The sequence below is a fragment of the Candidatus Avelusimicrobium luingense genome (genome assembly GCF_902757105.1).
In the GTDB taxonomy this organism is placed as follows: Bacteria; Elusimicrobiota; Elusimicrobia; order Elusimicrobiales; family Elusimicrobiaceae; genus Avelusimicrobium; species Avelusimicrobium luingense.
This window is the reverse complement of the sequence record NZ_CACVTK010000006.1, coordinates 100,354-126,865: the sequence shown is the minus strand read 5'-3', so window position 1 is coordinate 126,865 and position 26,512 is coordinate 100,354. Positions and strand designations below refer to the sequence as shown.

29 protein-coding genes and 1 tRNA gene are annotated in these 26,512 nt (G+C 44.8%); 13 read left to right on the top strand and 17 right to left on the bottom strand.

Features of this window, described 5'->3' with window-relative positions:
- Positions 1-29: 29 nt before the first annotated feature.
- Both thrS and ACQY3H_RS06575 read left to right on the top strand, forming a co-directional pair.
- Complete coding sequence (gene thrS, locus ACQY3H_RS06580; protein WP_428075790.1) at positions 30-1,781, top strand: threonine--tRNA ligase; 1,752 nt, start codon at positions 30-32, stop codon at positions 1,779-1,781.
- A 123-nt stretch (positions 1,782-1,904) separates the two neighbouring features.
- Positions 1,905-2,426: a type IV pilin protein gene (locus ACQY3H_RS06575; RefSeq protein WP_428075788.1), complete on the top strand. Its 522-nt coding sequence runs from the start codon at positions 1,905-1,907 to the stop codon at positions 2,424-2,426.
- 49 nt (positions 2,427-2,475) lie between these two features.
- Here the strand turns inward: ACQY3H_RS06575 and ACQY3H_RS06570 are convergent, their stop codons facing one another.
- Complete coding sequence (locus ACQY3H_RS06570) at positions 2,476-3,030, bottom strand: nitroreductase family protein (protein ID WP_428075786.1); 555 nt, start codon at positions 3,028-3,030, stop codon at positions 2,476-2,478.
- Positions 3,031-3,088: 58 nt separating this feature from the next.
- On the opposite strand from ACQY3H_RS06570, the gene dapF reads away from it, so the two are divergent.
- The 4 genes from dapF to ACQY3H_RS06550 all read left to right on the top strand — a co-directional run bounded on the left by dapF (position 3,089) and on the right by ACQY3H_RS06550 (position 7,083).
- Positions 3,089-3,919 carry a diaminopimelate epimerase gene (gene dapF / locus ACQY3H_RS06565; protein ID WP_428075784.1) on the top strand — a complete coding sequence of 277 codons (831 nt, stop codon included), beginning with the start codon at positions 3,089-3,091 and terminating at the stop codon, positions 3,917-3,919.
- On the top strand, positions 3,916-5,145 hold the full coding sequence (locus tag ACQY3H_RS06560) for an LL-diaminopimelate aminotransferase (protein ID WP_428075782.1): 1,230 nt from the start codon (positions 3,916-3,918) through the stop codon (positions 5,143-5,145). The genes dapF and ACQY3H_RS06560 overlap by 4 nt, the downstream gene beginning before the upstream one ends.
- Positions 5,146-5,161: 16 nt before the next feature.
- Complete coding sequence (locus ACQY3H_RS06555; RefSeq protein ID WP_428075780.1) at positions 5,162-5,698, top strand: pilin; 537 nt, start codon at positions 5,162-5,164, stop codon at positions 5,696-5,698.
- Positions 5,699-5,787: 89 nt separating this feature from the next.
- Positions 5,788-7,083 (top strand): hypothetical protein, encoded by a 1,296-nt coding sequence (locus ACQY3H_RS06550; protein WP_428075778.1) that lies wholly within the window; start codon positions 5,788-5,790, stop codon positions 7,081-7,083.
- Between the two features lie 254 nt (positions 7,084-7,337).
- On the opposite strand, the gene lptB is transcribed toward ACQY3H_RS06550, so the two are convergent.
- Genes lptB through kdsA form a run of 4 tightly spaced genes read right to left on the bottom strand, consistent with a single transcriptional unit; the run spans position 7,338 to position 10,317 of the window.
- Positions 7,338-8,057: an LPS export ABC transporter ATP-binding protein gene (lptB, locus tag ACQY3H_RS06545; RefSeq protein WP_428075777.1), complete on the bottom strand. Its 720-nt coding sequence runs from the start codon at positions 8,055-8,057 to the stop codon at positions 7,338-7,340.
- Between the two features lie 9 nt (positions 8,058-8,066).
- On the bottom strand, positions 8,067-8,963 hold the full coding sequence (locus tag ACQY3H_RS06540) for an LptA/OstA family protein (protein ID WP_428075776.1): 897 nt from the start codon (positions 8,961-8,963) through the stop codon (positions 8,067-8,069).
- On the bottom strand, positions 8,963-9,490 hold the full coding sequence (lptC, locus tag ACQY3H_RS06535; RefSeq protein ID WP_428075775.1) for an LPS export ABC transporter periplasmic protein LptC: 528 nt from the start codon (positions 9,488-9,490) through the stop codon (positions 8,963-8,965). Before lptC ends, ACQY3H_RS06540 begins: the two co-directional genes overlap by 1 nt.
- On the bottom strand, positions 9,490-10,317 hold the full coding sequence (kdsA, locus tag ACQY3H_RS06530; protein ID WP_428075774.1) for a 3-deoxy-8-phosphooctulonate synthase: 828 nt from the start codon (positions 10,315-10,317) through the stop codon (positions 9,490-9,492). The genes lptC and kdsA overlap by 1 nt, the downstream gene beginning before the upstream one ends.
- Before the next feature lie 106 nt (positions 10,318-10,423).
- Between kdsA and ACQY3H_RS06525 the strand changes: the two genes are divergently transcribed.
- Positions 10,424-10,879: a type II secretion system protein gene (locus ACQY3H_RS06525; protein ID WP_428075773.1), complete on the top strand. Its 456-nt coding sequence runs from the start codon at positions 10,424-10,426 to the stop codon at positions 10,877-10,879.
- Between the two features lie 64 nt (positions 10,880-10,943).
- Here the strand turns inward: ACQY3H_RS06525 and dut are convergent, their stop codons facing one another.
- On the bottom strand, positions 10,944-11,372 hold the full coding sequence (dut, locus tag ACQY3H_RS06520) for a dUTP diphosphatase (protein ID WP_428075772.1): 429 nt from the start codon (positions 11,370-11,372) through the stop codon (positions 10,944-10,946).
- 3 nt (positions 11,373-11,375) lie between these two features.
- On the bottom strand, positions 11,376-12,413 hold the full coding sequence (locus tag ACQY3H_RS06515) for a HEAT repeat domain-containing protein (protein WP_428075771.1): 1,038 nt from the start codon (positions 12,411-12,413) through the stop codon (positions 11,376-11,378).
- 96 nt (positions 12,414-12,509) lie between these two features.
- Here ACQY3H_RS06515 and ACQY3H_RS06510 point away from each other — a divergent pair, with 96 nt between their 5' ends.
- The 3 genes from ACQY3H_RS06510 (at position 12,510) to ACQY3H_RS06500 (ending at position 15,072) form a co-directional block, all read left to right on the top strand.
- Positions 12,510-13,475: a hypothetical protein gene (locus ACQY3H_RS06510; RefSeq protein ID WP_428075770.1), complete on the top strand. Its 966-nt coding sequence runs from the start codon at positions 12,510-12,512 to the stop codon at positions 13,473-13,475.
- A gap of 357 nt (positions 13,476-13,832) precedes the next feature.
- Positions 13,833-14,366, top strand: a complete 534-nt coding sequence (locus tag ACQY3H_RS06505) for an OmpA family protein (protein WP_428075769.1) — start codon at positions 13,833-13,835, stop codon at positions 14,364-14,366.
- Positions 14,367-14,520: 154 nt separating this feature from the next.
- Positions 14,521-15,072, top strand: coding sequence for a type IV pilin protein (locus ACQY3H_RS06500; RefSeq protein WP_428075768.1), 552 nt, complete (start codon positions 14,521-14,523; stop codon positions 15,070-15,072).
- Positions 15,073-15,163: 91 nt separating this feature from the next.
- Here ACQY3H_RS06500 and rplS read toward each other — a convergent pair whose 3' ends face one another.
- The 9 genes from rplS to ACQY3H_RS06455 all read right to left on the bottom strand — a co-directional run bounded on the left by rplS (position 15,164) and on the right by ACQY3H_RS06455 (position 23,497).
- Positions 15,164-15,544 carry a 50S ribosomal protein L19 gene (gene rplS / locus ACQY3H_RS06495; protein WP_428075767.1) on the bottom strand — a complete coding sequence of 127 codons (381 nt, stop codon included), beginning with the start codon at positions 15,542-15,544 and terminating at the stop codon, positions 15,164-15,166.
- 4 nt (positions 15,545-15,548) lie between these two features.
- On the bottom strand, positions 15,549-16,265 hold the full coding sequence (gene trmD, locus ACQY3H_RS06490; RefSeq protein ID WP_428075766.1) for a tRNA (guanosine(37)-N1)-methyltransferase TrmD: 717 nt from the start codon (positions 16,263-16,265) through the stop codon (positions 15,549-15,551).
- Positions 16,265-16,495: a KH domain-containing protein gene (locus ACQY3H_RS06485; RefSeq protein WP_428075765.1), complete on the bottom strand. Its 231-nt coding sequence runs from the start codon at positions 16,493-16,495 to the stop codon at positions 16,265-16,267. Before ACQY3H_RS06485 ends, trmD begins: the two co-directional genes overlap by 1 nt.
- A 15-nt stretch (positions 16,496-16,510) precedes the next feature.
- Positions 16,511-16,759, bottom strand: coding sequence for a 30S ribosomal protein S16 (gene rpsP, locus ACQY3H_RS06480; RefSeq protein WP_428075764.1), 249 nt, complete (start codon positions 16,757-16,759; stop codon positions 16,511-16,513).
- Positions 16,760-16,816: 57 nt separating this feature from the next.
- Positions 16,817-17,497, bottom strand: a complete 681-nt coding sequence (rpe, locus tag ACQY3H_RS06475) for a ribulose-phosphate 3-epimerase (protein ID WP_428075763.1) — start codon at positions 17,495-17,497, stop codon at positions 16,817-16,819.
- Positions 17,498-17,499: 2 nt separating this feature from the next.
- Positions 17,500-18,504 carry a PASTA domain-containing protein gene (locus tag ACQY3H_RS06470; RefSeq protein WP_428075762.1) on the bottom strand — a complete coding sequence of 335 codons (1,005 nt, stop codon included), beginning with the start codon at positions 18,502-18,504 and terminating at the stop codon, positions 17,500-17,502.
- Positions 18,501-19,457 carry a methionyl-tRNA formyltransferase gene (fmt, locus tag ACQY3H_RS06465; protein WP_428075761.1) on the bottom strand — a complete coding sequence of 319 codons (957 nt, stop codon included), beginning with the start codon at positions 19,455-19,457 and terminating at the stop codon, positions 18,501-18,503. The genes ACQY3H_RS06470 and fmt overlap by 4 nt, the downstream gene beginning before the upstream one ends.
- Before the next feature lie 196 nt (positions 19,458-19,653).
- Positions 19,654-21,606 (bottom strand): DUF2207 domain-containing protein, encoded by a 1,953-nt coding sequence (locus tag ACQY3H_RS06460; protein WP_428075760.1) that lies wholly within the window; start codon positions 21,604-21,606, stop codon positions 19,654-19,656.
- Positions 21,607-21,688: 82 nt separating this feature from the next.
- Positions 21,689-23,497 carry a DUF2207 domain-containing protein gene (locus tag ACQY3H_RS06455; protein WP_428075759.1) on the bottom strand — a complete coding sequence of 603 codons (1,809 nt, stop codon included), beginning with the start codon at positions 23,495-23,497 and terminating at the stop codon, positions 21,689-21,691.
- A 120-nt stretch (positions 23,498-23,617) separates the two neighbouring features.
- On the opposite strand from ACQY3H_RS06455, the gene ACQY3H_RS06450 reads away from it, so the two are divergent.
- Both ACQY3H_RS06450 and ACQY3H_RS06445 read left to right on the top strand, forming a co-directional pair.
- Positions 23,618-24,142, top strand: a complete 525-nt coding sequence (locus ACQY3H_RS06450; RefSeq protein WP_428075758.1) for a type IV pilin protein — start codon at positions 23,618-23,620, stop codon at positions 24,140-24,142.
- Between the two features lie 96 nt (positions 24,143-24,238).
- Positions 24,239-24,326: transfer RNA gene (locus ACQY3H_RS06445), tRNA-Ser, on the top strand.
- 243 nt (positions 24,327-24,569) lie between these two features.
- Here ACQY3H_RS06445 and ACQY3H_RS06440 read toward each other — a convergent pair.
- On the bottom strand, positions 24,570-25,574 hold the full coding sequence (locus ACQY3H_RS06440; protein WP_428075757.1) for an RDD family protein: 1,005 nt from the start codon (positions 25,572-25,574) through the stop codon (positions 24,570-24,572).
- 103 nt (positions 25,575-25,677) lie between these two features.
- Between ACQY3H_RS06440 and ACQY3H_RS06435 the strand changes: the two genes are divergently transcribed.
- Positions 25,678-26,505: a P-loop NTPase gene (locus ACQY3H_RS06435; protein WP_428075756.1), complete on the top strand. Its 828-nt coding sequence runs from the start codon at positions 25,678-25,680 to the stop codon at positions 26,503-26,505.
- The last annotated feature ends 7 nt before the right edge of the window (positions 26,506-26,512 follow it).

Below are 26,512 nucleotides of genomic sequence, written 5' to 3'. Positions count from 1 at the left end.
GTGGCCGGCAGACACGTAGCGTAAATCACATGGAAAACAACGAACTAGAAGTAAAACGCCACTCGTGCGCCCATATTATGGCGCAAGCGGTGCAGCAGTTATTCCCCGGTACGAAACTCGGTATCGGGCCGGCCATTGAAAATGGTTTTTATTACGATTTTGATTGCCCCAAGCAATTCACACCGGAAGACTTAAAAACCATTGAAACTAAAATGAAAGAAATCATCAAAGCGCGCCAACCTTTTGAGCGCAAAGAGATGAGCAAGGCCGAAGCCAAAGAATTTTTTACCAAACGCGGCGAAACGTATAAGTTAGAGTTATTGGAAGAATTAGAAGACGGCAACATTACCGTTTATATTAACGGCGACTATGCCGACCTCTGCCGCGGCCCGCACGTAGAACACACGGGCAAAGTTAACAGTTTCAAACTGACCACGATTGCCGGAGCCTATTGGCGCGGCGACGAAAAACGCCCGATGCTCCAACGTATTTACGGCCTGTGCTTTAACACAAAAGACGAACTTAACGCTTACGTTAAACAACAGGAAGAAGCCGCCAAACGCGACCACCGCAAATTGGGGCCGGAACTTGATTTGTTCAGCATTAACGACAATATCGGCCCGGGGCTTATTCTCATGCACCCCAAAGGCGGCATGCTGCGCAAAATTTTGGAAGATTGGATCAAAGACCAAAACCTAAAACGCGGGTATGATTTGGTGGTTAGCCCGCATATTGCGAGATACCATTTGTTTGAGATTAGCGGCCACGCGGGGTTCTATTCGGACAGTATGTTTAAACCGATGGAAATTGACGAAGAAAAATACCAAATCAAACCCATGAACTGCCCGTTCCACGTGGAAATTTATAAAACCCACTTGCGCAGTTACCGCGATTTGCCCTTGCGTTTTAGTGAATTAGGAACCGTATATCGCTACGAACGCTCGGGTGCGTTACACGGGTTAATGCGTGTGCGCGGATTTACGCAAGACGATGCACATATTTTCTGCACGCCCGAACAAGTGGAAGACGAAGTCAAGCAAGCGTTTGATTATGCCAAACATATTTTCAAGACGTTTGGTTTTGAAAAATATGCGGTGGAACTTTCCACGCGCGACCCCGAACACCCGGAGCATTTTACCGGTGATGTCAAAGAGTGGGAACGTGCCGAAAACGCACTTAAAAAAGTATTGGAAGAAAGCAATATCCCCTATACCACCCACGCCGGAGAAGCCGCTTTCTATGGGCCGAAAATTGATATCAAAGTAATGGATGCTATCGGTCGTTTGTGGCAGTTGTCCACCATCCAGTTTGACTTCAATTTGCCGCAACGGTTTGACTTGGAATATGTCGCCCCCGAAGGACGTGAGCGCCCGATTATGGTGCACCGTGCCATGTTTGGCAGTATTGAGCGCTTTACGGGAGTCATCATTGAACACTTCGCGGGTTGGTTCCCGTTGTGGTTGGCGCCTGTGCAAGTAAAAATCTTAACGCTTACCGACGAGCAAATTCCGTTTGCCCAAGAAGTGGCGCAAAAAATGCGTGAAGCGGGTTTGCGTCCGCAATTGGATATGCGCCCCGAAAAATTGGGCCTCAAAATTCGCGAAGCGCATATGGAACGTATTCCGTACACGGCCATTATCGGTAAGAACGAAGCCGCCAACGGCACGCTTACCTTGCGCTTAAAAGACGGCACAAATACGCAGCCCTTAAAAGTGGCCGACGTAATTGCCAAAATGCAAGAAGAAGTCCAAACGTTTAGTTTGAAAAACTTGCTGAAATAATATAGAAGTATCTGTTTGAAAAATTCCCGTTTCTTTTTGATTAAGGAAACGGGAATTTTTTACTTTCTGCCGTTTTTTTGCTACAGTTTAATTATAGGAACATATTAACAAAAGGAATTTGATATGGAAAATAGAATCCCCGGTCGTTTAAGTGGTTTTACCCTGATAGAGTTGTTAGTGGTAGTTTTAATTATCGGTATTTTGGCGGCGGTGGCGTTGCCGCAATATCAAAAAGCCGTATTAAAAAGTCGTGTAGCCAATATGCAGGCTTTTTTGCGCAGTGTGGCATCGGCTCAATATGCGTATTTTATAGCAAACGGTACCCGGGTTCAACATAAAGATGAACTTGCTGTCAGTTTTGATGGCTTTACGGATGGCACGGTATTGCATGGAAGTACCACTGCTCCCGTTATCGTCCGTAATAAATCGTTTGAAGTTCGGTTTGAAACCAATGCAACGGTAGCCTATTTTATATCCGGCAAATACAAAGGGTGTGGCTTTGCGATAAATTTTCAAACGGGTGAATTAGATTGCCAAGAGTGGCATGCTTATTACAAGGAAGAGGCCGGAAGTTTTTGTAAAAAAGTAATGCATGCCCAAGATATGACACTTGATCAAAGTAACGTGCGTCATTATCCCATGTAATGTGTTGAATTTGTAAGTAAACCCCCCGGGTGTATGGCCCGGGGGTTTTTTATTTCTTATATTCGTTGTAATGCACGATTTCATCAAACGGTTTTCGCGGGTGAACTTTGGCTTGCGCGGCTTCCGGTGCCGGATATCCTACCGCAATCAAGTGTTCAATGCGTTTGTTGGTAGGCAGATGAAAAAACTTTCCGGCTTTGTCCGAATTAACCCACCCAATCCAACAAGTGCCAAGCCCCAGATCCCACGCGCGCAAAACAAAATGCTCACAGGCAATACCGTGATCTACCAAATAAAACTCGGTCTTTCGTAGGAAGCCGCCCATACGGCTGATAAAACTGCCCTTGTCCGATACGGCGGCTACAATTACCGGGGCATTTTCTACCCATGCACTCATTTTGTACGTGCCGCTAAATGCTTCGCGACAAAAGTCTGCCTTGACTTTCGGGTCGTCTATGACAATAAATTCCCACGGTTGCGAGTTGCACGCCGACGGCGCGAGCCGTGCCGCTTCCAAACACGCGTTAATTTTTTCCCGTTCAACGGGTTTGTTTTGATATTTTCGCACACTGCGGCGCGTTGTGATAACTTGTTCTAATTCCATAATCGTTCTCCCTAAAATATAGTAGCAAAAACAGCGTCATCTTTTATAAAATAAAATTATGTATTTTACGAAATATAACGGGTTGGGAAACGATTTTGTTTTTTTAGACGGTAAAACAGCGTTGTCCGTTAGCGATCCGGCTGCCTTGGCGCGCCGCGTGTGCGACCGCCGGTTAGGAATAGGCGCAGACGGACTTGTGTTGCTTTTGCCGTCAGATAAAGCCGACGTGCGTATGCGTATTATCAATGCAGACGGTAGCGAAGCCGAGATGTGCGGCAATGCGTCACGCTGTGTGCCTTTACATTTGCACCGCCATTTGGGTTGCCAAAAAAATCAAATTTCATTAGAAACATTGGCCGGGATTATCCGTACCGAAATGATAGACTCCGCGCGCGGACTCGTGCGCGTAGATATGGGCAAACCCCGTCTTACACGGGGGGAAATCCCTATGCAAGGAAACGCTACCGAACAAGCCATTGGCGTAACGTTGGAAGCGTGCGGAAAAAGTTTTACGGGGACGGCCGTTTCTATGGGGAACCCGCATATTGTCATTTTTGTGGATGATATGTCAAAAGTGCCGCTATCCACATGGGGGCCGGAATTGGAAAAGCATCCGTTGTTCCCGCGTAAAACCAACGTGGAATTTGTGCAAGTATTAGATGAGCACACCGTCCGTATGCGCGTGTGGGAACGCGGCGCGGGTATTACGCAAGCGTGCGGAACCGGCTCTTGTGCGACAGCGGTAGCATGTATATTAAACCACAAAACCGCTAACGATATTACCGTTAAATTAGACGGCGGTGATTTGCAAATTTCATGGCCCGAACAACAAAATATATGGATGACCGGGCCCGCCCAAGAAGTTTTTACAGGAGATTTTTTACTATGACAACGGCCAACGAACACTATTTTAAATTACAGGGTAGTTATTTGTTTTCCACGATTGCCAAAAAAGTAGCCGCTTATAAAGAAGCCCACCCGGATAAACAAGTAATTAGTTTGGGTATTGGTGATGTGTCGCAACCGCTCGTCCCCGCGGTTATTGAAGCGCTCCACCGCGCGTGCGACGAAATGGGTCAAGCGGAAACTTTCCGCGGTTATGGCCCGGAACAAGGATATGCTTTCTTGCGCGAAGCCATTTTACAGGGCGATTATTTGTCACGCGGTATTAACCTGTCGGCCGATGAAATTTTTGTTAGCGACGGCGCCAAAAGCGATGTGGCCAATTTTCAGGAATTATTTGCGCCGTCTGCCAAAGTGGCGTTGCAAGATCCGGTTTATCCGGTCTATTTAGATACCAACGTCATGGCGGGACGCACGCAGATGTACCAAAACGGACGTTACGGCGGTATTATTTATTTGCCTTGCACCGAAGAAACAAATTTCGCACCGCAACTTCCTGCCGAACACGCCGATATTATTTATTTGTGTTCGCCCAATAATCCCACCGGCACGGCACTTACCAAAGCACAACTGCAACGCTGGGTAGATTATGCACGCGAACATCACAGTATTATTTTGTATGATTCGGCTTATGAAGCGTATATCACACAAAATGATATTCCGCACTCTATTTACGAAATTGACGGCGCGCAAGAAGTGGCGGTAGAGTTCCGGTCGTTTTCCAAAACGGCAGGATTTACCGGTACGCGTTGTGCCTATACGGTGGTGCCCAAAGCCGTCAAAGTCACCGCGCCGGACGGATCGCTTGCGTCCTTAAATGCATTGTGGCTGCGGCGGCAAACTACCAAATTTAACGGCGTGCCGTATATTGTCCAACGCGCGGCGCAAGCCGTCTATTCCCAACAGGGACGCATGCAAATTCAAGAAGTGATCGGTCGTTACCAACAAAATGCCCGTGTTATTTTAACGGCGTTGCGTAAAGCCGGAATTACGGCGTACGGTGGGGAAAATGCCCCGTATATTTGGCTTAAAACGCCAAAGGGGCTTGATTCATGGTCGTTTTTTGATAAACTATTAACAGAGGCGCAAGTTGTCGGTACGCCGGGAGTGGGGTTTGGCGCATGCGGTGAAGGATTTTTCCGATTAACCGCCTTTAATACGGCGGTACTGACCGAACAAGCCGCTTTGCGTGTAGCACAGTTGCAATTTTAGTAATTAAGGAGAAAATATGAATCAAAAAGGTTTTACCATGATGGAGTTGTTAGTAGCGGTGGTTATTATCGGTGTTTTGACTAGCATGGCCTTGCCGCAATATATGCGTTCGTTAGAGCGTGCCAGAGCCACGGAAGCCATGACAGCCCTAAAAGCATTTAATGATGCTGTATATACGTATTCTGCCGGGCGGACAGGTAGTGTGGATAATGTGTGTCCGCAAGGGTTTCAAAAGTTGTCTGTAACCTTAGCGCATACTTCGGCAACGATTGTGAGTGGTAATGAAACGAAGATTATGACACGTGATTTTACTTATTCTATTAACGATGCTACCGGAGTGCTTATTCCGGGAACGCCTTGCCCGGGTGTAACGGCCAAACGTACAGGAGCGGAAAGTAAATACGATTATATTATTTGGAATCCGTATGTAAAAGGCACCGCCGGGAAAGGCGCCTCGCTAGCTTGTTATAGTCCGGGGGATATTGCGTCGAGCAAAGCCGTTTGCGAATCGTTAGATTTGTATACAGAAGGGGCTACGCCGTACGCTTCCTAGTAGGAATTGTAAAAAATATATTGATTTTTTGTAAAATTTAGTTAAAATATAAGTTAAGGAAAGTATAATTTATTTTCAGGAGTGAATATATGAAAAAGTTTTCTGTGTTCTTTTTTGTATTGTTACCGGTATTGTGTTTTGCCCAGCAAAAAAATAATATCAGTATGGTAACATACTTCCCGGTACCGTATGTATCGTATAGCAATGTAAATGTAGCCCAACAAATGGATATCGGCTTGACTTCGCAAGAATGTCAGTTGGAATTGGGTAGTTCTTCTATGCCTAATTCTACCCGCGCTCTTAATGTGGTAGCGGCTAATGGAACAACGCCCGGTCAATTCATTATGAAAAGCGGGACATTAAATTTAGAAGCCCCCGAAGGAACGACGTTGGCTATTACTAAACAAACAGTTCCGTCTGTGGAAATAGGGGGCGGCTCCTCGACCAATCGTGAGGGGGCCCAGTTGCTTTTTAATAAAGTCTATATTCCGCAAATAAGCAATTCATATAGTATGAACAGTAATACGATGTATGTGTCGGGCACGTTAAAATTGTTTGGTTTAACCGGAAGTACTACCCAAAAGACATTCCCTTCTTGTAAAACTGCGTATTCCGGAAGTTCCGGTAAGATGGAATGGGCAGAAATAGCATTGGGTAAAAGTACAACCAAGTCTGTATATTTAACGTGTGGTGGGGTTTTAGGTTGTGAGGAAAGCACTCGCCCGACTCAACCTCGTGCCTGTACGTTACAAGATGTATTGACGTTGGCTAATTCGCCGGAAACTGGGCATGAATTTCGCGCACAGTTCGGTTCGTACCTTACATATGTGTCTTGGCAAGGAGCCGCCCCGGGAAGATTTATTACCCGTGCCACAGGTTTAGTTGATCCTATGACTATGGGCGTTTGCGGGCAGGCTATACCGACTCCTTCTTGTAATTGTAACAGTGAGCCCTGTACGTGGACAAATGATGAAGATTTGAGCCATTGTATAGTATATGAGTCTCCTCATACGCCTTTGTTTGCACAAACTAAATCTTGTTCGGCGGCTTTAGGAAGCACTGAATGGAGAGGAACGGCCGTTAGAAGAGAATATACAACCTGTAATCAAGGAATGGGTACCTCATCATTGCGGTGGGATTATGAACCGTGTATGCATTGGAGAACTTATGAAGATTGGGGCGCTGCAACAAATGGCGAATGCTCTACCCAACTAATGCCTATTGTGCCTTCTTGTAACTTAATCTCTCATAAAGGGAATTCTTATACAACTCGGGAAACGCGTTCTACCATGCCTTGCATGCATGCCAATCCCTTGCATTGTAAGAAATGTGTACCCATAAGGCACAAATGTTGGAACTATGGTACAGAACCTGCTTTTCCGTAAGAATGTTATAAAAGAAAAATACCGCTTTGTTAAACAAAGCGGTATTTTTTTATGTACCTTGTATCCAAATGCCTATCCGACTTCTAATGGTTATAAACAAACCGTCTGACAGAAGGTAGTAAAAAGGCACAAAGCGGTTTAAGGCCGCGTGCCCGTTCGGCATTTAATCGTTGTAAACTAACAAACAAACCGTCTGACGGAAGGTAGTAAAAAAGCAGAAAGCGGTTTAAGGCCGCGTGCCCGTTCGGCGAGAACTACATTTTGAAATCTTCGCCTAAATATAAGCGGCGGGCATTGGTATCATTAAGCAAGGTGTTTTGGTCGCCTTCTACTAATATTTTCCCGTCGTAAATAAGATAAGCGCGTTCTGTTAGCGGCAAGGTTTCGCGCACGTTGTGATCGGTGATTAAAACGCCGATACCTTTATCTTTAAGTTTAAAAATCATTTGGCGTAAATCCGCCACCGTAATTGGGTCAATACCGACAAACGGCTCATCTAACAAAATGATTTTAGGGTTGCTGATCATACAACGTGCAATTTCCATACGCCGTTTTTCACCGCCGGATAAAGTCCACGCTTTTTGCTTGGCCAGTTTAGTTAAGCCAAATTCGTTTAACAATTCTTCTACGCGGTGCTTTTGGGCATGTTTATCATTGGAAATACGCTCTAATATAGCCAACAAATTTTCTTCTACCGTTAGCCCCTTAAAAATGGTGGGTTCTTGGGCTAAATAGCCTAATCCGTGGCGCGCCCGTTCATACATCGGTAACGAAGTGACATCGTCATCGTCAATAAATACGCGCCCTTCCGTGGGCCGGATAAACCCGACGAGCATATAAAAAGAGGTGGTTTTCCCGGCGCCGTTAGGCCCCAGCAAGCCGACAATTTCACCTGATTTAACGTGAATATCCACGCCTTTTACGACCATACGGTCTTTATATACTTTGACAATTTTTTCGCTACGTAGTTGCATAGTTAGTTCCTAAAATTTCGTATTGATTTTTGAATCATTAATTTCGGGCGAAACAATCCACCCTTGTACTTTTCCCGACAAATTGATTTGTTGTCCGTCTTTATCGCTTTGTACTTGATCGGCGATAACGGCGAATGTGCCTTGCTCGGTTTCGCCTTGTAATAAAGGGCGTTGCCCGTATGCTACGGCGGAATTATGCTCGCCGTCATATTCAATGGTATCGGCGGACAAGGTGCGTTTGGTATCGCTTAAAGTGGCTCCGCCTTCCAAAAGTGCATAATTTTGAAATTGTTTAAGCGTTACTTTTTGTGCGGTAACCGTTAGTGTTTCTTCCTTCGTTTCGCGTAAAATATAAGCATCGCCGGATAAAATATAGATGCGTTCGTTTAAATTAAATTGAGCCTGCTTGGCCGTTGCGGTAACGGTTTGTCCTTTTCCGTCGTAGTAAATTAAACGGACCGGTTCTTTTTTATTTCCGTAGAGTTGCCCGGTTTGCGTATTGTAATTGTAAAATCCGCGTGCGGCGTGGACTTCATAAAATACCCCGTCGGGGTTATTTTGGCGTAAAAAGACATTGCCGCGTGCGGAAAACATATTTTTGGCTCGTTCGGATAAGGCATAGTCGGCGCGGAAAATATAGGCGCCGTTATCGTAAGAGACGTTGCCGACAAATTCTTCTTGTTGTTTATCTTTATAGATGACCCAACTATCGCTTTTGACAAGCCCGCCCAAAACGGGGGGAATATCGCTATTGGATAGTTTTTTAGTAGCCAGCGATTGTTTGGCTTGTAAAATAGTCGGCTTGGGATGAACGGTTTTAGTGACAGGAGTGTCTATTTTTACCGTCCGGCAAGCACTCGCCAAACACAGGCTGCAAAGTAATGTCAATAATAAAGTTTTATGCATTATCTTTTTAATTCACTGGCGTTTTTGGGAACGCGGGTGGTTTGTTGTTTAAGTTCGATTTTAATGAGTTTTGAATCGGTTTCTATACCCCCGCGCGCTACTGATTTAGCACTCCCGCGGGTAATAGTTGTTTTTCTGTCGGACCATACGCGGTCTTTGTTCACATCATAAAAAAATCGTTCGGTGGAAATAAGTGTTTTTTCCATAACCGCGTTAATTTTAGCATCACCTTCAATCGTAATGAGTTTGTTAGGATAATCAAACGTGCCCGTGTCGCCGCTTACGATTGCGCTGTCTTTACCGTCTTGTTTAAGCAGTAATTGCGGGTTTTTTAACGTGGCGGTAGTCAGCCCTGAAAAATCTACCGCGTCGGCGGTCAGCAACCATTGTTTTTGACTATCTTTAGATTCAAAAATAGATACACGGTGTGCCATTTGCACGTCCGTATTTTCATTGGGTGCAAAGGGCTCCTGTTTTGCACAGGCCGCTAATACTAGAAGTGAACTAAAGAAAATCCATTTTTTCATTATTTGAACCGTTTGACTAATTTGTCAATTTGGCAGAGTTGTTGTGCCATCTTGGCGGTTAATTTGAAATCTAACGAGTTTGGCCCGTCGGAAAGGGCGGTGTCCGGCGTGGGGTGGGCTTCAAAGAACACCCCTGCAATTCCTAGTGCTACCGCTGCTTTGGCAAGTACCGGGGCCATCGCACGATTGCCACCGGTGGCTGTGCCGAGTGCGCCGGGGCGTTGTACCGAGTGCGTGGCATCAAAAATAACCGGGTATCCAAATCCTTTCATAATTTCTAAAGAGCGCATATCTACCACCAAATCACCATAACCGAAACTCGCTCCGCGTTCCGTGAGCATAATGCGGTGATTACCGCGAGATTCTATTTTTTTAATCACTTGTTCCATAGCACCGGGGGCTAAGAATTGACCTTTTTTGACGTTAATCACTTTGCCGGTATCGGCACAGGCAAGTAACAAATCGGTTTGGCGGCATAAAAACGCCGGAATTTGTAACACATCGGCTACGCGCGCGACGGCCTGCGCTTGGAACGGTTCATGTACATCTACTAAAATGGGAAGTCCGGTTAGTTCTTTCGCTTTTTGCAAAATAGCGATTCCTTTTTCCAACCCCGGCCCGCGATACGCATTTACCGACGTGCGGTTGGCTTTATCAAAAGAGGCTTTCAAAATAAACGGGTGTTTGGTGGCCGCTAAAATATGTTGAAGTTTTTTGGCGGTGTCTAAATAATGTTTTTCACTTTCAATTACACACGTTCCCGCCATGAAGGCCAGCGGGCGTGTGTTGGAAATTTGATAGGTGCCGATTTTAATGGTTTTTTGCATATATTACATCATAGCAAATTTTAGCCGTTTCCTATGATGAAAAAATACTTGTTTTTCGCCTCGGCTATTTTATACCATAAAAGAAACTTACTTAATAGGAGAATTTATGAAACAAGGTTTTACATTAACAGAATTGTTGATTGTAGTATTTATTGCCGGGATGTTGGCCGCTATTGCATTGCCGCAATATAGCAAATCGGTGGAGCGCTCCCGCACGGTTGAAGTATTATCTACCGCCCGAACTATTGTGGACGCTATGAACAGGGCTTTTTTAACTAATCCCAATGTATGGCCGACTACAAAACAATTTTTAGATGTTCAAGTCGGCGGGGGACAATGGATTGATGATAGTACCTTCCAAACCAAAGATTTTGTGTACGATATCAGTGGCGGAAAATCGTTGGAGATAGACCGTATCTCCGGAGGAGAAAAATTATATCATCTGACGATATATAATCGTTTTTCCGAAGATAAACACGGCAAGTCCATTTGCAAGTCGGAAACGGATATGGGTTCTTACATTTGCAAAACGTTACAGGATTCCGGATTTGAGACAAGATAGACACTATTTTGAAAACGAAAAACCCGGTCTGTTGGCCGGGTTTTTTGTGGGTATGAAAACTAATTTATTTACTGCCCGTGCTGCCGAAACCGCCGCTGCCGCGCGAAGTTTGGCTGATTTCTTCGGCCTGCACAAAAGACGGATATAATGTTGGTAAGACGACTAGTTGTGCTACTTTTTGTCCGGCTTCAAACACAAATTCCGTGTCATTTAAGTTATACATACAGACAATTAGTTCACCGCGGTACGGGGCATCTACAAGTCCTGCCATGGCTTTGATACCTTTACTCTCTACCGAACTCTTTCCCCAAATAATACCGGAAGTTTGCTCCGGCAGTTCCACGCATACGCCCGTATGAACATGTGTGACGGCGTGGGGGGGTAAAACGGTGCGGGTAAGTGCAAATAAATCGGCACCGGAATCGGTATCGTGGGCCCGAAGGGGTAATTTGGCTTGTGAATCTAATTTTTTTACTTTAATGACAGGTTGCATAAGTTACTCCATCAGTTTTTCAATTTGGCGCAGTGCGTTGGCCGCAAAGGTTTTTTCGTCGTTGTTGCCGGATGTTTCCAGTGCTTTTAACGGAGCGATGAGTCCTTTTAACAAATGAATATCAAATACACGATCGGACGAATAAGCAAACGCATCCGGATTGGATAAAACATTGGCCATATATGCCGCTGCACGGGAAGCATTGATATGAGCATTGGTATTGGTGCTTATTAAGTTTTTGCGTACGGCATCTATACCGTTGCCCGTCATAAAACCAAGGGCTAAAGCAGCAGTGTTAGCGTAAGGAGAATTGAAATTTTTGCTTAATGCTTTGCTAACGTCCGGTAATGTATATTCTCGTTGGGCGGCTAAAGCCGTTGCGATAGCGGCTTGTGTGGCGGGGTCCGTTTCTTTCTTCGCCATTTTTAAGAGTTGCTTGGCGGATGCTTGGGTGTGCAAATTGCCCAACCACGAGGCCGCAGCAGCGCGGACTTGAGGATCTGTGGAAACAGCGGCTTTTTTAAGCGTTTTAAGCGGGTTGGTTTCATTACCGTTTAATACATTGAGCGCGCGCGAAGCAAAATCGTTATCAAAGATATATAACCGTACAATTTCGTCGGTATAGTTTGTGTTTTTCGGTTGGATAAATGCGTACGCGGCGGCTGTGTAAGCGCGCAAGACGGGGTCTTTACTGTTTAACGCAGTTTCTAGGGTGGGGGCCAATTCTTCGTGCGTGTTGCCCATCGCAATAAGAATAATCGCCGCGAAAGTTTGTTTAAGCGGATCTTGCTGGCGCATTAAAATACTAAATAAAGCGGGCTCCTGATTTTTTTGCGGCGGAATTTTTACTAAACTGGCTCCGGCGGCAAAAATGATATTAGGATCTTTAGCGGTGCGAAATAACGATAAGACTTGTTGATTTTCCGCGGCGGTGCGCTGGTGTTTTTGCAGTAGCGGTAAAACAGTTTGCAAGGTCGGGGTTGCCGCTTGGACAACACCGGTAAGACAAAAACTTAAAATAAGTAATAATAATTTTTTCATAGATAACTCCTTATTTACTTATTATAACATTATTGCAAGCCGGGTTAAATTGATATTCACTAGGCAATTCCGCCGGACAAATGCTAAAATACAACTATGAAAAAACTATTTTTATTACTGTGTTTGTTGTGTGTCGCGCCCTTAATACAGGCGCAAGATGAATCGCTTTTGTTTATTCACCCCGGGCGGGAAACAATGGTGAATTTCCCGTCGGAATCGTTGGGAAATACCTATACGGTATCGTTTTTCTTACCGGAAGATTCCGTGCCGCTTAAACAAAATTATCCGGTGATAGTAGCCTTGGGATTGGTGCCTAAAGAGGATGCGTCTTTCGTAGCCGCCTATCAAAAAGGGAATCCGGCTATTGTGGTGGGAATCAATTTTACCGAGCAAGATTATACGCAAAAAGCCGATAAAATTGTACGGTTTTTATCGGATGAAATACTTCCTTATACCGATGCTAACTATTTAACAAAAAACGGCCCGGAAAACCGTATTTTGGCCGTACAAGGGCCAAACGCGGCTAAAATTGCACTACGCGTCGCTCAAAACCCGAATTTGTTCGGTGCGGTGGCGCTTATTCATCCCGGTAATGTGTGGGAAAATGTCCCGGTACCGTCGGTGCGGATATTAGGGGTCGGTACGCAAGAAGAACTGGCCCGGGCTCAACAAGTTTTAGAGCAAAACGGTAAAATCTATGGCCCTGATTTTGCTTTGCGTTACGACGATACAACATCGTTTTGGTTAAATCCGGTTAATACGCAATATTTGTGGGCTTCTCAAGCGCAAGTGCAACTTAAAACACTCAAGGCCGACGTATTATTTAACCATATATCGTTATCTGCCCCGAAAGATATACCTTTACGTGTTTGGGCGGTGCTGGCGGATAATTCGCTATTTCACTATGTTCCGGTTTCGGTACGGATAAGCCCGCCGTTTTTGGCATGGGATCCCATGCAAGGGGTGTTCCGTGTGCTGGCCGGAGCAGAGCCCGGCAAGGTAAAAATTTATCAATCTGTGGATAAAAATCCATTTTCTGTAAAAATTCGGCTTAAAAAATAAGAAAAACGCACAAAAAAGGCTGTTTTAGGCAAAAAAAGAGGGACTTGTCAACAGGTTTTTTCTTTTGACCGAAAAAAAGGGAAAAAGTGGTAATTTATAAATTCTCCGTCGGGGAAAATAAAATTTTCCTTTATTTTTCGGGTTTAGTTTTAAAGTTATCCACAGAAAAAAGAAGTTATCCACAGCCTATAGTCCAAAACCGGGTATAAAGCCGAAAAGGGGTATCGTAAAAACCCCTAAAATGTAGAGTATAAAGCGGGTTATCCACAAGTTATCCACAGTATGTGAATAACTTGGATAAAATAAATTTTATTACGCAAATTAATGTATTGTGCTATAATAAGCACAGGAGGAATTATGAAGAATTGGAAACTTTTTTTACTTATATTAAGTGCAGCGGTACTCACCGCGTGTGCTTCTGCTCAAACGGAGGAAGATGATCTTTCCCGTCCGAAAAAGACCGACCCGGCTATTCAGGAACAACAAATTAAAAATGAACGCTTGTCGGCCCAATCGGCTAAACAGATGGGCAAAACATTACAGATTCCGTCAGTGCATTACGAATTTGACTCTATCCGCCCGCCGGAAGATGCTTATCCTATATTGGATAAACTGGTTACCGTATTGCAAGACGATACTACCTTGCACCTGATTATTGAAGGCCATGCGGATATTGTTGGGTCTGATGAGTATAATTACTGGATTGCCGGCTCCAGGGCGGCCGCTATGAAGTCGTATTTAGTCAGCCGCGGTATCAATGCCGAACGTATCCGTATCCACTCATACGGCAAATCTCGCCCGATTACGTTGGATAACTCATCCGAAGGACGCCGCGCGAACCGTCGTGTAGATTTCAAGATCACCAAACGCAGTTGGCACGCAATTTATTAGGACATAAATAGGATAGTTGTGATGACAATGCCCCGCTGATTTTAGCGGGGCATTTTTGTTGTGTTGTGTGCTTGTTCTTGTGTAAGACTTGACATCGTTTTTTTTTTGCTAGATTTTATTTGTTGGAACATTTTGTAAAAAGAGGGATAAATGTATGAAAAACAAACAAGCATTTACGCTTATTGAACTTTTAGTTGTTGTACTCATTATCGGTATTTTGGCGGCAGTGGCACTCCCGCAATATCAAAAAGCGGTAGAAAAAAGTAAAGCCGTACAAGGAATAACACTGGTTAAATCATTGGCTCAGGCAGCAGAGGCATATCATATAGCAAACGGTACATACGTTACATATGCGGATGTAGATAGTTTGGATATTGGACTATCCGATGCGCAAAAAACACAACATCTTTGTGCTCAACTTTACGATGGTTGTCCTACTAATACGGAGTGGGGGGTTGCCATTCAAGAAACCGCGGGAGTACAGGGTATCGTAGCCATACGGACTGCTGGACAATATGCCGGAGCCGGTTTTGCTATTTTTCAAAATGTAGGAAATTTGTCAACGGTGTCACCCAATACCCTATATTGTTACGAACGGACTGCCGGAACTTATGTGCTTACAAAAGGAATCTATTGCCAAAAACTATTTCGTGGAAAATGGATCTCGGAATATGTTTCTAATGCTCATTTGTTTGCCTTGCCTTAAAACTATTTACAGACAATTTACAGACAATAAACCCCCGGATAACGCGTTTATCCGGGGGGTATATTCGGAGTTTTTAATTATCCTTAGATAATTATTTCGCCTCTTGCACCGGGGCTTCCGTGGTAGTCTCGGTGGGTTTTTTAAGTTCTTGTAAGCGGGCCGCTTTACCGGACAGTTTGGTCAAGTAATTGAGTTTAGCGCGGCGTACTTTGCCGATTTTGAGTACTTCAATGCTGTCCACCCGGGGAGAGTGCACCGGGAAAATGCGTTCCACGCCTACGCCAAAGGATACTTTGCGTACGGTAAAAGTCTCGCCAATGCCGCTGCCTTTGCGGGCAATAACTACGCCGTCAAACGCTTGTAAGCGTTCCGTGTCGCCTTCTACTACTTTTACTTTGACACGTACCGTGTCGCCGGCTTTGAAAGACGGGACATTGGTTTTGAGATTGTGTTTAATATCGTTGATATTCATAAAACTACTTCCTCCGAATTGTTTTTTTCTTTACGGCCTTTTTTACCGGTTGAGAGGCGGTTAGTAAATCGGGCCTTAATTGTTTTGTTAATCTGAGTGCCTGTTCGTGTTTCCACGCGGCGATTTCTTTATGGTTTCCGTTCAGTAAAACCTCGGGTACTCGTAATCCCCGCCAAACTTCCGGGCGGGTGTACTGGGGGGCTTCTAACAGCCCTTCTTCAAACGATTCACTGGTCGTTACGTCTTGCTTCTTAAAAGTGCCTTTCTGCAACCGCGTAATCGCGTCTATCATGGTGCAAGCGGCAAGTTCTCCGCCCGTCAAAATAAAATTGCCCAAAGATACTTCTAAATCCACCTGCGGATAAATCCGCGCATCTATTCCTTCGTAATGCCCGCACACAAAAATCAGGTGGCGCTTTTTGGCTAACTTTTTGGCCAAGGTTTGGTCAAAGGTTTGCCCGCGCGGGCTGGTTAAAATTACGAAAGATGTTTTTTTACGTAACTTTTTAATCGCCTGATACAGCGGTTCGGCCTTCATTAACATTCCGGGCCCGCCACCATAGGGGCGATCGTCAATCGTTTGGTGTTTGTCCGTTGTGAATACCCGCGGACTTAACGTTGCCAACTTGATTATCCCCGCTTTGCGCGCCCGCCCGACAATACTGTGGGAAAGCGTTTGGTCTATCATTTCTTCAAAAGCGGTGATAACGTCAATTTTCATTAGTCTTCCAACTTTAGGGTAACTTTTTTATCCTGCTTGGCTCCGGCGGCACTCAAAACCGTGCGTACGGCTTTGATGATACAACCGTCTTTGCCAATGATTTTACCTTTATCAGCCGAGCCCACTTTCGTGGACAAGAAAATCCGATTGTCTTCTACCTTTTCTTCTACAACTACGTCTTGAGGCGTAGAAGAAAGCGATTTCAAAATTAACGTGGCTAGTTCTTTCATAACAAGCCCCGTTGATTATTTGGCGCTGGCTTTTTTAATCAAACTAGCGACGGTTTCCGACGGTTTGGCGCCGATTTTCATCCAATATTCCACACGGGGCATATTGAGTTTAATTTGTTCGGCGGCGTTCGGATTGCACGGGTGATATTGCCCTAACACTTCTTTTGCTTCTTGGCCGACCGCTGATTTCTTTTCAATTGCGACGACTCTGTATTGAGGTTGGGCTTTTTTGCCTACCCGTTGTAATCTAATTACTACTGCCATTGTATGACTCTCCTTATGTACCTTCTGCATTGGTGCAAAAGGTTGATATTAAATGTACTAAGATGCCTGCTTAATTTGTTTAAGGGCCACAGCAGGATCTTTTGCACTAAAAATTGCATTTCCGGCTACTAACACATCTGCCCCCGCTTGTACAACTTCGCGCGCGGTTTGCGCGTTAATACCGCCATCCACTTCCAACCAAACCGGACGGTTTGTTTTCGTTATCAGTTGGCGAATTTGCCGTATTCTTTCGGGCGCCTCGGGCAAAAATTCTTGCCCGCCAAAGCCCGGATATACACTCATTACTAAAATCAAATCGGTTTCTTCCAATACCGGAATAATGGACCGGACATCGGTGTCGGGTTTAATAGATACACCCACTTTTATTCCCAGCGCATGAATTTGTTTCAACACATCTTTTACATCATCTTGCGCTTCCAAATGTACGGTCAGTAAATCAGCCCCGGCTTTAGTAAACGGCTCAATAAACCGGGCCGGATGTTCCACCATCAAATGCACATCCAGCGGTAAGGAAGTGTTTTTCTTCAAAGAACGCACTAATGCCGGCCCAAAACTTAAATTCGGTACAAAGTGTCCGTCCATTACGTCCACATGTAACCAATCGGCTCCGGCCAGTTCTACACGTTGCACGTCTTGCCCTAACTGCCACAAATCGGCAGACAATAAAGACGGCGCAACATATATTTTACCATTTGCGGGGGGAATTTTGGAAGTCATTTTTATAAAATCTCCCGTTCCCGTACTAACACTCCGTCGGTAAAGATGCGTAAAGTAGCGGTGCCCGCATACGGAATTTCCAAATTGATTTTAGAGCCGGGTTGCTTGGTTTCATTCAAAATTTCATTTTCACCCGTCTCATCTTCCAGCACTACGCGCACATGACTGGCGTTTTTACCTTGCGGCATTTCGTAGTGCAGGTGATATACTTTTTCATCATCACTAATCGGGCGGCGGCTGACGGTAACTTCTACGTTTGTACCGGGGGCAGTTTGACTATCTGCCGCCGGACGTTGTGCCGCAATCGTGCCGTTACGAAATGCGCTGGTCGGATCTTCTTTGATAATTAAATTGATGTTTTGCGCACTGGCCCACAGCGTGGCTTCGGATAAATTTTTGCCTTTGAAATTAGGTACTAATACAACGCTGGATGGCGGTTGACCGTTGGAAATAATCAGCGAAACGGTTTCTCCTTTTTGTACCATACTGTCTGCTTTGGGATTTTGCGCGACGATCAGCCCTTTTTCATACGTAAGCGAATAGGCATTTTCCACCTTGCCTACGCTTAACCCTGCTTGACGTACGGCTAGTTGCGCGCTTCGTAAGTCGGTGCCAACTAACGTCGGTACAAAGACCATTTCATCCCCTTGGCTGATCCATACACGAATCACGCGGCCTTCCCGCACGGTTGAACCGGCAGATGGAATTTGACGAAGTACAGAGCCGGGGGGAACATTCTGGGCAAATTCTACGCCCGCTTGTTTAATGGCTAAATTTTGTGCGGCGAGCAAGCCTAATGCTTGCGAAACGGGTTTTTTGGTTAAGTCGGGCACGGACACTTCTTTGCGCGTATGCACGAGTGCGCCCATCACCCAGTCGGCCGATACGAAAAGTAAGGCAACAAAAAACGCAAGCACTACCAAGGCGATAACCCATTTGGTAAGCCGGCGTGATTTTTTGGGCTTGTTATTTAAAAAATCGTCAAAATTTTGTTCGTTTTGTGTCATAATTTTTCTACAAAAATCAAATCGCCTGTATGTAAGGCGCGTCCGTTTGCAAAATCTGCTGCGGGCATGGGTTTTTTACCGGCGGGTTGTACTTGACTGATCCACACCGCACCCTCTTTACATTTTACTAAAATTCCGCGGTTTCTCTCAATAGCCAATACGGTGCCGGGGGCTTGGGTGTCGGTGTTTTGTTCCGGTTGGGTTTGTAACACTAGTAACCAATCTGATTTCCCGTTATGCAAAAACGGAATTTTGGGCTTAGGCCCGCACGCAAGTCCGCGCACGCGGTTATGTAATTGTGTGGCGGTTAAATCGGCCGGATGCAAAAGTGCATCTTCTTTTTGAAGCATCGGGGCAAGGGTGGGCACGCCTTGTTGCGGCGTGCGGAGTATATTACCTTGCTCTAATTGTAAAATTGTTTCTTGCAAAGCCTCTAACCCAAGCGCGGTTAATTTTTCAAACAACGTTTTGGCATTGTCTTGCGGGGCAATATCTAATTTTTTTTGCAGAAATAACGGCCCGTCATCCATTCCTTCGTTTATCCAAAAAGTGGAAACGCCGGTTTGGGTATAACCTTGCAGTAACGCTTGTTGTACAGGGGCCGCGCCGCGTAAGTGCGGCAGTAAAGAAAAATGTACATTGATCAGCCCCAATTTAGGTAGCGCAATAAAATTCGGGCGGAAAATTTTTCCGTACGCTACGACGATACCTACATCAAAAGGAATTTTTGAAATTTCATCAAAACTGTCTTTTAATTTTTCGGGTGATAAAACCGGAAGCCCCAAATTTTGTGCCATTTGTTTGACGGGGCAAGCGGATACTTCCATCCCGCGTCCGCGCGGTTTATCGGCTTGCGTAACGACGAGTTTTACGTTCGTAAGTTCGTGGGTGCGTTGTAAAAACGGCACGGAAATATCGGGCGTACCGAAAAAAATCGTGTTCAGTTTAACCATATATTTAATTTTATCAAATAGTGCGTCGATTTTTGTATACTCTAAAAATGCCACTTCTAAATGATTACGCCACGCAAGCCCGGAAGTTGTTTGAAGATTTTTGGGTAAGCGAAAATTTGGAAAAATATAGCCACCAATTTATTGTTGCGGAAAAATGAAACTCCCCGAGCATAAGCCCGGGGAGTTTTATCAAATTTTATCTTCCGCCGCCGCCACCACCGCCGTGACCGCCGCCGGAACTTCCTCCTCCGTGGCTCCCGCCACCGCCACTGCTACGGCTACTTTCACTGGGGCGGCTACTGCTTGCGCTGGAAACGGCGCGGGATAAGTCGCTTGTGATAAAATGAGTCCCGCCGGCTGCTTCTGTGCAGCGTTCCAATACCGCTTGTGATAAAATACCTTTGAAATTCTTTATCCATTGGTTTTTTAACCCCAGCGCAAAGGCATAAGGCAAAAAATTGCAGAAAATAGTTTCCGCATTTTGTGGGTTGGACGCTAAAGTGCGGTACGTTTCGGCAACGCGCAAATAATGCTTGAACCCATACAATTCGGTATAGAGTTGCTGGCCCTGCTGTGTTACGTTACGTATGAGATACGTATATAAACTAAACAAAAGCACGATACTAACAAATATTAGTTGACAAAATATACTGTAACGCGTGTTTTGCATAGCAATAAGTATCGCAGCAAATAGTTGGGTAGGAAACAACATCGGAAGGATACCCCATTTCGGTTGAATCTGTTTCGGCATAGTTGCTAAAACAATATTAAACAGGGATAAGAATATCGCCCCGATAAACGGTAAAATAAGCAGCGTAATGTTGCCTTCGTCAATTGAAGAAATAAATACTCCGGTATCGTTAAACATTTCCCAAACGCCGGGATTGTAAATCAATGTAACGGCTCCCAGTATGCCCGCTAATCCGGGTAACAATCCTAATAAACACAAAAGACGAAATACCGTTTTTACATAGGGAGTATTTTGATTGATGAAAGGTTCGGCCATCTTTTGAAATTCGTCGTCGGTTTTGGTGTCAATGTGGTGAAAAATATCTTCGGCTGAGTACGGCGCCAACGTGCGCGTTTCGGTATCTTTGGGAAATAACTGCTTAAGCACAATTTTTTCTTCAACGGGTAAGCCGTCCGTATCTTGGCGTAACCGGGTTAGTTTGGTTTTGTTGCGGTCTAAAGGAGTGATTTTTATATATCCGTTAAGCGCCAAATGAAGTAGCGAACACGTATGCATGGCGGTATTGATTCGTAAGTGTTCTAAATAGTATATAAAAGCGGGGGAAAACTCGCGCGGCGGTTCATACTGCGGAACGAGCGTATAAAAGGGATCTCGGCCTTTCGTCCACCAAGTAATTGCCATAAAGCAAATTAAAAACACACCGAGGATGATCGCAATACGTAACGGGGCGCGGAGTAAGCGAAACCAAAAAATCCGCTCGGCACGAAATTTATCCGCCAGCATGTTTGCCGATAAAATAGAGACAACCCCTTTATCAAACGGAATAGCAATGGTCATCCCTTCGCGCGGTGATAACGGGCGGGTTGTTTCGTAAGTCAGTTTTCCTACTTCTTCAGTATGATTGGCTTTGCCGCCTTTGGGCCCTGTATAGAGCGAAATACCGTCTTTTTGTACTTTTACTTGTTCGGGAAATGTTACGTGCACGCGAGCTTTATCCATGGAGAAAGCCCAATTGTTTCCGGTAACGTTCCAATAGAGCTCGTCGTAGTCCTTATAAGAATCAACGGCTCCGATAAATGTGTACGTAAAGGTATAGGTATGTTTGCCGACGGGGATATAATTATCATCTCCGAAATTGATAGTTAATATGCTGTTATTTTTCTCTACAAAAAACGGATGTTCTTGTCCGTCAAATTGCAACGAAACAGGTAGCACTTTTTCTGTGCGGGAAACGGGGATATCGCGGTAAATACCGCGGTTAATGTTTTGATGTTTGACGTTAAGGGTAATGTTTTCAACAACGGTAATAGAGCCGTCTGTATGGACGGTAATATCCGAGTCAAACAGATAGATTTTTTCCGGGTCGTTTGCCGATGTGTCATACGTTTGCGCGCCGGACACAATCCCCAACGCGGGAAGAAAAAAAACAGCAAGTAACAGAGAATAAATTTTTTTCATAACAAGATTATAGTAAATCCGTAAGCAAAAAGAAGTCTGTATTTTTGGCAGACTTCTTTTATTATAAATTGGTAGGACGGGTTTATCTTCCGCCGCCGCCACCACCACCGTGACCGCCGCCGGCATGACCGCCGCCGTGGCTTCCGCCGCCACCGCCGCCGCTGCTGACACTTTTGGAAAGACCTCCGGAGGATATAAACCGCATGCCTCCGGCCGCTGATGTGCATTTATCTATAATGGCTTTGGAAAGCACCCCTTCAAATTTTTTCATCCATTTGTTTTCTAATCCAAAAGCAAACGCAAACGGTAAAAACGCACAGAAAATTTGTTCCGCTTTGGTCGGGTCGGATGCATATACACGGTTAATTTCGGCGGTTTTCATATATTTCTTAAAACCGTAAATATGCGCAAAGAGTTCCTTGCCGCGTTCGGTTACGTTGCGAATGAGCGTTACGTAGAAAGACAGCCCCCACATTCCTAAAACATAGGATAGCGAACAAATCAATGCGGCCGGCCCCGCCTGCAAGGACATCGGAATCCAAAAGGCAGAGTAAAATGCCGTGATTGCAAGCCCTAATATAACTTTAAGACCTATGCGGGAATGAATAATGGAAGTCAGTGTAAAAAATACCGCAAAGTGTAGGTTGATAAATATAAGCGGAAATCCTATTTTCCCTAAACATAAAGGCGGTACAAGCCCCAATATCACCATACCGATAACGGCTTTTTTGATATAAGATGAATGGCTGATGATATATTCTTTTGCATTTTGCCTAAACAATTTTTCTATGCCTTTGTGGAAAGGTTTCCATCGTTGGGCGGTATATGGCCCTAAACTGAAGGTATCAGTACCGTGCGGGAATAAAAGCGTAATCAACCCGGCTTCTTCTTCCGGTAAATCCAGTGTATCGCGGTTCTTTAAAATAATGGTGGCTTTATCCATGGCGAAAAAAGATTTGTTTTCTTTAATTTCTATATACCCTTTCATCGCCAAATCCAGTAGCATACAGGCTATGGCGGTTGTGTCCAATTCTTGTGTACATAAATAGTGCATAAACGCCGGCGATATGTTTTGCGGCGGCTCGTATTGAGGTACAAGTAAATAAGACGGATCTATCCCTACCATAATCCACGTACTGATAAAATAGATAAATAGACCGACTAATAACAGTAGCGCCAATATGGAAGCAGGCGCAAAAAAGAGCCTTAATGATTGAAAAGAAGACGGTTTTTGTATAACGCCTTTATAGAACGGAATAGCAATGGTCATTCCTTCGTGCGGGGATAACGGGCGGGTCGTTTCGTAAGTCAGTTTTCCTACTTCTTCGGTATAATTGGCTTTGCTGCCTTTGTACCCGGTATAGAGCGAAATACCGTCTTTTTGTATTTGTACTTGTTCGGGAAATGTTACGTGCACGCGGGCTTTGTCAATGGAGAAAGCCCAATCGCTTCCGGTAACGTTCCAGTAAAGTTCATCGTGATTTTGGTAAAAATCAATCGCGCCTGTAAATTTATAGGTAAAGGTATAGGTGTGCTTGCCCCACGGGATATAATTATCATCTCCGAAGTTAATGCGTTGGATTTTGCCTTTAAATTCAATGAAAAATGGGTGAGAAACTCCGTCAAACGTTAAGGATAGGGGCTCTATCGATTCTTTGAGCGAGAACGGAATATCGCGGTAAATACCGCGGTTAATGTTTTGGTGTTTGACGTTAAGGGTAATGGTTTCAACGACGGTAATAGAGCCGTCTGTATGGACGGTAATATCCGAGTCAAACAGATAGATTTTTTCCGGGTCATTTGCCGACGTGTCATACGTTTGCGCGTTGGAGATTATCCCCAGCGTGGGAAGAAGAAAAGCAACAAGTAACAGGGAATAAATTTTTTTCATAGCAAAATTATAGTAAATTTGCGTGAAAAAGCGGGTGTTTTTTGAAATCATTGGGTTGTTTGGTATAATAATAATTGATTTTTAAATTTATGAGATAGTATAAAATAAAGGAGTATTGTTATGAGAAAAGCATCATCCGGTCATTTGGGGTTTACGCTCATTGAATTATTAGTGGTTGTGCTTATCATAGGCATATTAGCCGCGGTAGCCTTGCCGCAATATAAGCGTGCGGTGCAAAAAGCCCGTCTAACGCAAATGATTACGTATATGGATGCGCTTAAAAAAGGGGCGGAATTATATTATATGGCTAACGGAGAATATCCCAATGATGTGACGGCGTTAGATTTGGATATTTCCGGTGCGGCCGTTAGTCTGGGGCAATCTACTAAAATTACACAAGGCACTACGGTAGCCGCCACTTTTGCGGACGGTACCGAATGTATGGTGCATGGTTCGGCCACGGCCTGTATTGATGATGATTTTTATTTATTGCGCATTCACGATAACGTTTCTTATCCGGGGTTACCGAATGGCCTTTTATGTGCGAGCCGTCACGCCGGACAATCTAGTCCGGTATGCGCTTCTATGTCCAGCGCAAGCAGTATCGCATCCGGCAACCATATATTTTACTTGATCGGAAATTAAAACCGGTTCGTAGGGGACGGCCTGTCGCCCATATACGGTAAAATTTGGTATAATGAATATAGATATACGGGCCAGCCACTCGGCGTGTATATAATTGGAGAGGTGTGTGAGTGGTTGAAACAGCAGGTCTCGAAAACCTGTAAACCGCAAGGTTTCGAGGGTTCAAATCCCTCCCTCTCCGCCAGTTAAAAAGCACCCTAACGGGTGCTTTTTTATTGGCAAAGAGTGGAGCGGCATAAACTGCTTTATGCCGCGTCGGGGCATAAACTGCTTTATGCCGCGTCGGGATTTGAAGCTCGCAGCGATGTTTTTGTTTGCGAAGCAAGGCAAAAACCGCGAGAGCGGGCCCGGACGCAATTCCCGTCAGGAAATTGACGTAGGGCAAATCCATGAACAGTTAAAAAGCACCCTAGCGGGTGCTTTTTTATTATTGCTCAAAAGAAAAATTTATCCCATCATTTGGGTCGCACTCATAGGCCGTTCCGTTGGAACAACACGTGTCCCCTACCGAAAGGTCATCCTTGTTCAACCCACAGAAATCAGCACATAAAAATACGCTGCTTTCATTATTAGCGGTACAAGATGTCTTTGGGGAGCCGTAATAGCGGCTCAATACATAGTTCATGCCGTTTGCCGATGGAGTAATCCGTTGGGCAGTTATCTTGTGCGGGTGTAAGGTTACCTCAAATCCGTTTCCCGGTTTGCCTGTTTGTTGATTAAGGTCGGTGTAATACACATTTCCTTGGGCTCCTTGCGGGGCGACATCTAATTCTCTAAAGTCCGTTACATAGTGATCGTATTGCAAGCCGGCCCGCAATTGCGCTTGATTGATGTTTTCCATCAAAGTAACCGCTTCTGTCAAACGGGCTTTTTCTACCGCCCTGAAGAATTGCGGCATGGCTATAGCGGCGATCATGCCGGCAAAAAGCGTGCCGACTAACAATATCACTACCCCGATTACAACGGCTACAACACAGCCCGAGTTTTCTTCCGGTTTTGTGTCCGCCACTATACAATCGGCTAACATATCATGCAAGCATTGTTTGCGTTCTGTCCACAAGCACATTAAATAACCGATACCTAAAATCAAACCGGAAATATACATCCCCAAGTTGCGTCCTAATGAACGCCAAAAGGAAATGCGTTGGCCGGCGGAGTCGGTTACTTTTAAGCCCATGATTCTTTTGCCCAGCGTGGCTTGCGCCGTAGAACTTTCCGGCCAAACAAAATACAACAAAAAGCATGCTATAGTAAAAAACATCCACAGTAACGTGGTTTGTAACTGGCCGTGTATGGTATTCGTGTGATTAAGAATACCTGTTATCCCTAACAGCACAGCAAGAAATATCGCTCCGGCTGTTTTAATAAGCCCGTAAATAATTATATCTATAAAATAAGCGGCAACACGTTTCCAAAAACTTGCGTAAGTCATATTTTCTCCTAGTTCTTAATAGAACAGAAAAAATTATAACATATTTACGGAGACAAAAGTGGTATTTGCTATAATACCTATATATCATTGTTAGGGGGATTTTATGGCAGAAAATTGTTCGCATGATTGCGCCAGTTGCGGTGCAAATTGTTCCAGTCGGCAAGGCGAAATGCCCAAAATCAAACCGCATTTACTCAGCCGTATTAAACACGTTATTGGGGTAGTCAGCGGTAAAGGGGGGGTCGGAAAATCGTTTGTTACCGGCTTACTCGCTAGCGAGATGACTCGCCGCGGGTTTGCGTGCGGTATTTTAGACGGGGATATTACCGGCCCGTCTATTCCCAAAATGTTCGGTGTGCACGAACGCGCCACCGGGGATCAGGACGGTATTTATCCCGTTACCACCGCAAGCGGCATACAAATTATGTCGCTTAACTTATTATTAGAAAACGAAACCGAGCCTGTTATTTGGCGCGGCGCGTTAATTACGGGAACGGTGCAACAATTTTGGACAGATGTAGTTTGGAAAGATATTGATTATCTCTTTATTGATATGCCGCCCGGTACCGGGGATGTTACTTTAACTGTTTTCCAATCTTTACCGGTGGATGGTATTATCATGGTGTCGTCTCCGCAAGATTTGGTGCAGTTAATAGTGGGCAAGGCCGTCAAAATGGCACAAAAAATGAATGTGCCGATTTTGGGACTTGTGGAAAATATGAGTTATTTACAATGCCCGGATTGCGGAAAACAGATAGCGTTATTCGGGCCGTCTAAAGTGGAAAAAACAGCGCATGAATTTGGTATTTCTCCGGCGGTGCGTTTGCCGTTAAACCCAGATGTTACCACGGCCATAGATAATGGGCAAATGGAATCGGTGCGGCAGGAGGCTATTGCTCCGCTTGCAGATAAACTTACGCAACTTGCGTAATTAAATG

Excerpts from the sequence above, each read along its gene's own strand:
- thrS (WP_428075790.1), top strand. The coding sequence starts at position 30 with ATGGAAAACAACGAACTAGAAGTAAAACGCCACTCGTGCGCCCATATT.
- ACQY3H_RS06575 (WP_428075788.1), top strand. The coding sequence starts at position 1,905 with ATGGAAAATAGAATCCCCGGTCGTTTAAGTGGTTTTACCCTGATAGAG.
- ACQY3H_RS06570 (WP_428075786.1), bottom strand. The coding sequence starts at position 3,030 with ATGGAATTAGAACAAGTTATCACAACGCGCCGCAGTGTGCGAAAATAT.
- dapF (WP_428075784.1), top strand. The coding sequence starts at position 3,089 with ATGTATTTTACGAAATATAACGGGTTGGGAAACGATTTTGTTTTTTTA.
- ACQY3H_RS06560 (WP_428075782.1), top strand. The coding sequence starts at position 3,916 with ATGACAACGGCCAACGAACACTATTTTAAATTACAGGGTAGTTATTTG.
- ACQY3H_RS06555 (WP_428075780.1), top strand. The coding sequence starts at position 5,162 with ATGAATCAAAAAGGTTTTACCATGATGGAGTTGTTAGTAGCGGTGGTT.
- ACQY3H_RS06550 (WP_428075778.1), top strand. The coding sequence starts at position 5,788 with ATGAAAAAGTTTTCTGTGTTCTTTTTTGTATTGTTACCGGTATTGTGT.
- lptB (WP_428075777.1), bottom strand. The coding sequence starts at position 8,057 with ATGCAACTACGTAGCGAAAAAATTGTCAAAGTATATAAAGACCGTATG.
- ACQY3H_RS06540 (WP_428075776.1), bottom strand. The coding sequence starts at position 8,963 with ATGCATAAAACTTTATTATTGACATTACTTTGCAGCCTGTGTTTGGCG.
- lptC (WP_428075775.1), bottom strand. The coding sequence starts at position 9,490 with ATGAAAAAATGGATTTTCTTTAGTTCACTTCTAGTATTAGCGGCCTGT.
- kdsA (WP_428075774.1), bottom strand. The coding sequence starts at position 10,317 with ATGCAAAAAACCATTAAAATCGGCACCTATCAAATTTCCAACACACGC.
- ACQY3H_RS06525 (WP_428075773.1), top strand. The coding sequence starts at position 10,424 with ATGAAACAAGGTTTTACATTAACAGAATTGTTGATTGTAGTATTTATT.
- dut (WP_428075772.1), bottom strand. The coding sequence starts at position 11,372 with ATGCAACCTGTCATTAAAGTAAAAAAATTAGATTCACAAGCCAAATTA.
- ACQY3H_RS06515 (WP_428075771.1), bottom strand. The coding sequence starts at position 12,413 with ATGAAAAAATTATTATTACTTATTTTAAGTTTTTGTCTTACCGGTGTT.
- ACQY3H_RS06510 (WP_428075770.1), top strand. The coding sequence starts at position 12,510 with ATGAAAAAACTATTTTTATTACTGTGTTTGTTGTGTGTCGCGCCCTTA.
- ACQY3H_RS06505 (WP_428075769.1), top strand. The coding sequence starts at position 13,833 with ATGAAGAATTGGAAACTTTTTTTACTTATATTAAGTGCAGCGGTACTC.
- ACQY3H_RS06500 (WP_428075768.1), top strand. The coding sequence starts at position 14,521 with ATGAAAAACAAACAAGCATTTACGCTTATTGAACTTTTAGTTGTTGTA.
- rplS (WP_428075767.1), bottom strand. The coding sequence starts at position 15,544 with ATGAATATCAACGATATTAAACACAATCTCAAAACCAATGTCCCGTCT.
- trmD (WP_428075766.1), bottom strand. The coding sequence starts at position 16,265 with ATGAAAATTGACGTTATCACCGCTTTTGAAGAAATGATAGACCAAACG.
- ACQY3H_RS06485 (WP_428075765.1), bottom strand. The coding sequence starts at position 16,495 with ATGAAAGAACTAGCCACGTTAATTTTGAAATCGCTTTCTTCTACGCCT.
- rpsP (WP_428075764.1), bottom strand. The coding sequence starts at position 16,759 with ATGGCAGTAGTAATTAGATTACAACGGGTAGGCAAAAAAGCCCAACCT.
- rpe (WP_428075763.1), bottom strand. The coding sequence starts at position 17,497 with ATGACTTCCAAAATTCCCCCCGCAAATGGTAAAATATATGTTGCGCCG.
- ACQY3H_RS06470 (WP_428075762.1), bottom strand. The coding sequence starts at position 18,504 with ATGACACAAAACGAACAAAATTTTGACGATTTTTTAAATAACAAGCCC.
- fmt (WP_428075761.1), bottom strand. The coding sequence starts at position 19,457 with ATGGTTAAACTGAACACGATTTTTTTCGGTACGCCCGATATTTCCGTG.
- ACQY3H_RS06460 (WP_428075760.1), bottom strand. The coding sequence starts at position 21,606 with ATGAAAAAAATTTATTCTCTGTTACTTGCTGTTTTTTTTCTTCCCGCG.
- ACQY3H_RS06455 (WP_428075759.1), bottom strand. The coding sequence starts at position 23,497 with ATGAAAAAAATTTATTCCCTGTTACTTGTTGCTTTTCTTCTTCCCACG.
- ACQY3H_RS06450 (WP_428075758.1), top strand. The coding sequence starts at position 23,618 with ATGAGAAAAGCATCATCCGGTCATTTGGGGTTTACGCTCATTGAATTA.
- ACQY3H_RS06440 (WP_428075757.1), bottom strand. The coding sequence starts at position 25,574 with ATGACTTACGCAAGTTTTTGGAAACGTGTTGCCGCTTATTTTATAGAT.
- ACQY3H_RS06435 (WP_428075756.1), top strand. The coding sequence starts at position 25,678 with ATGGCAGAAAATTGTTCGCATGATTGCGCCAGTTGCGGTGCAAATTGT.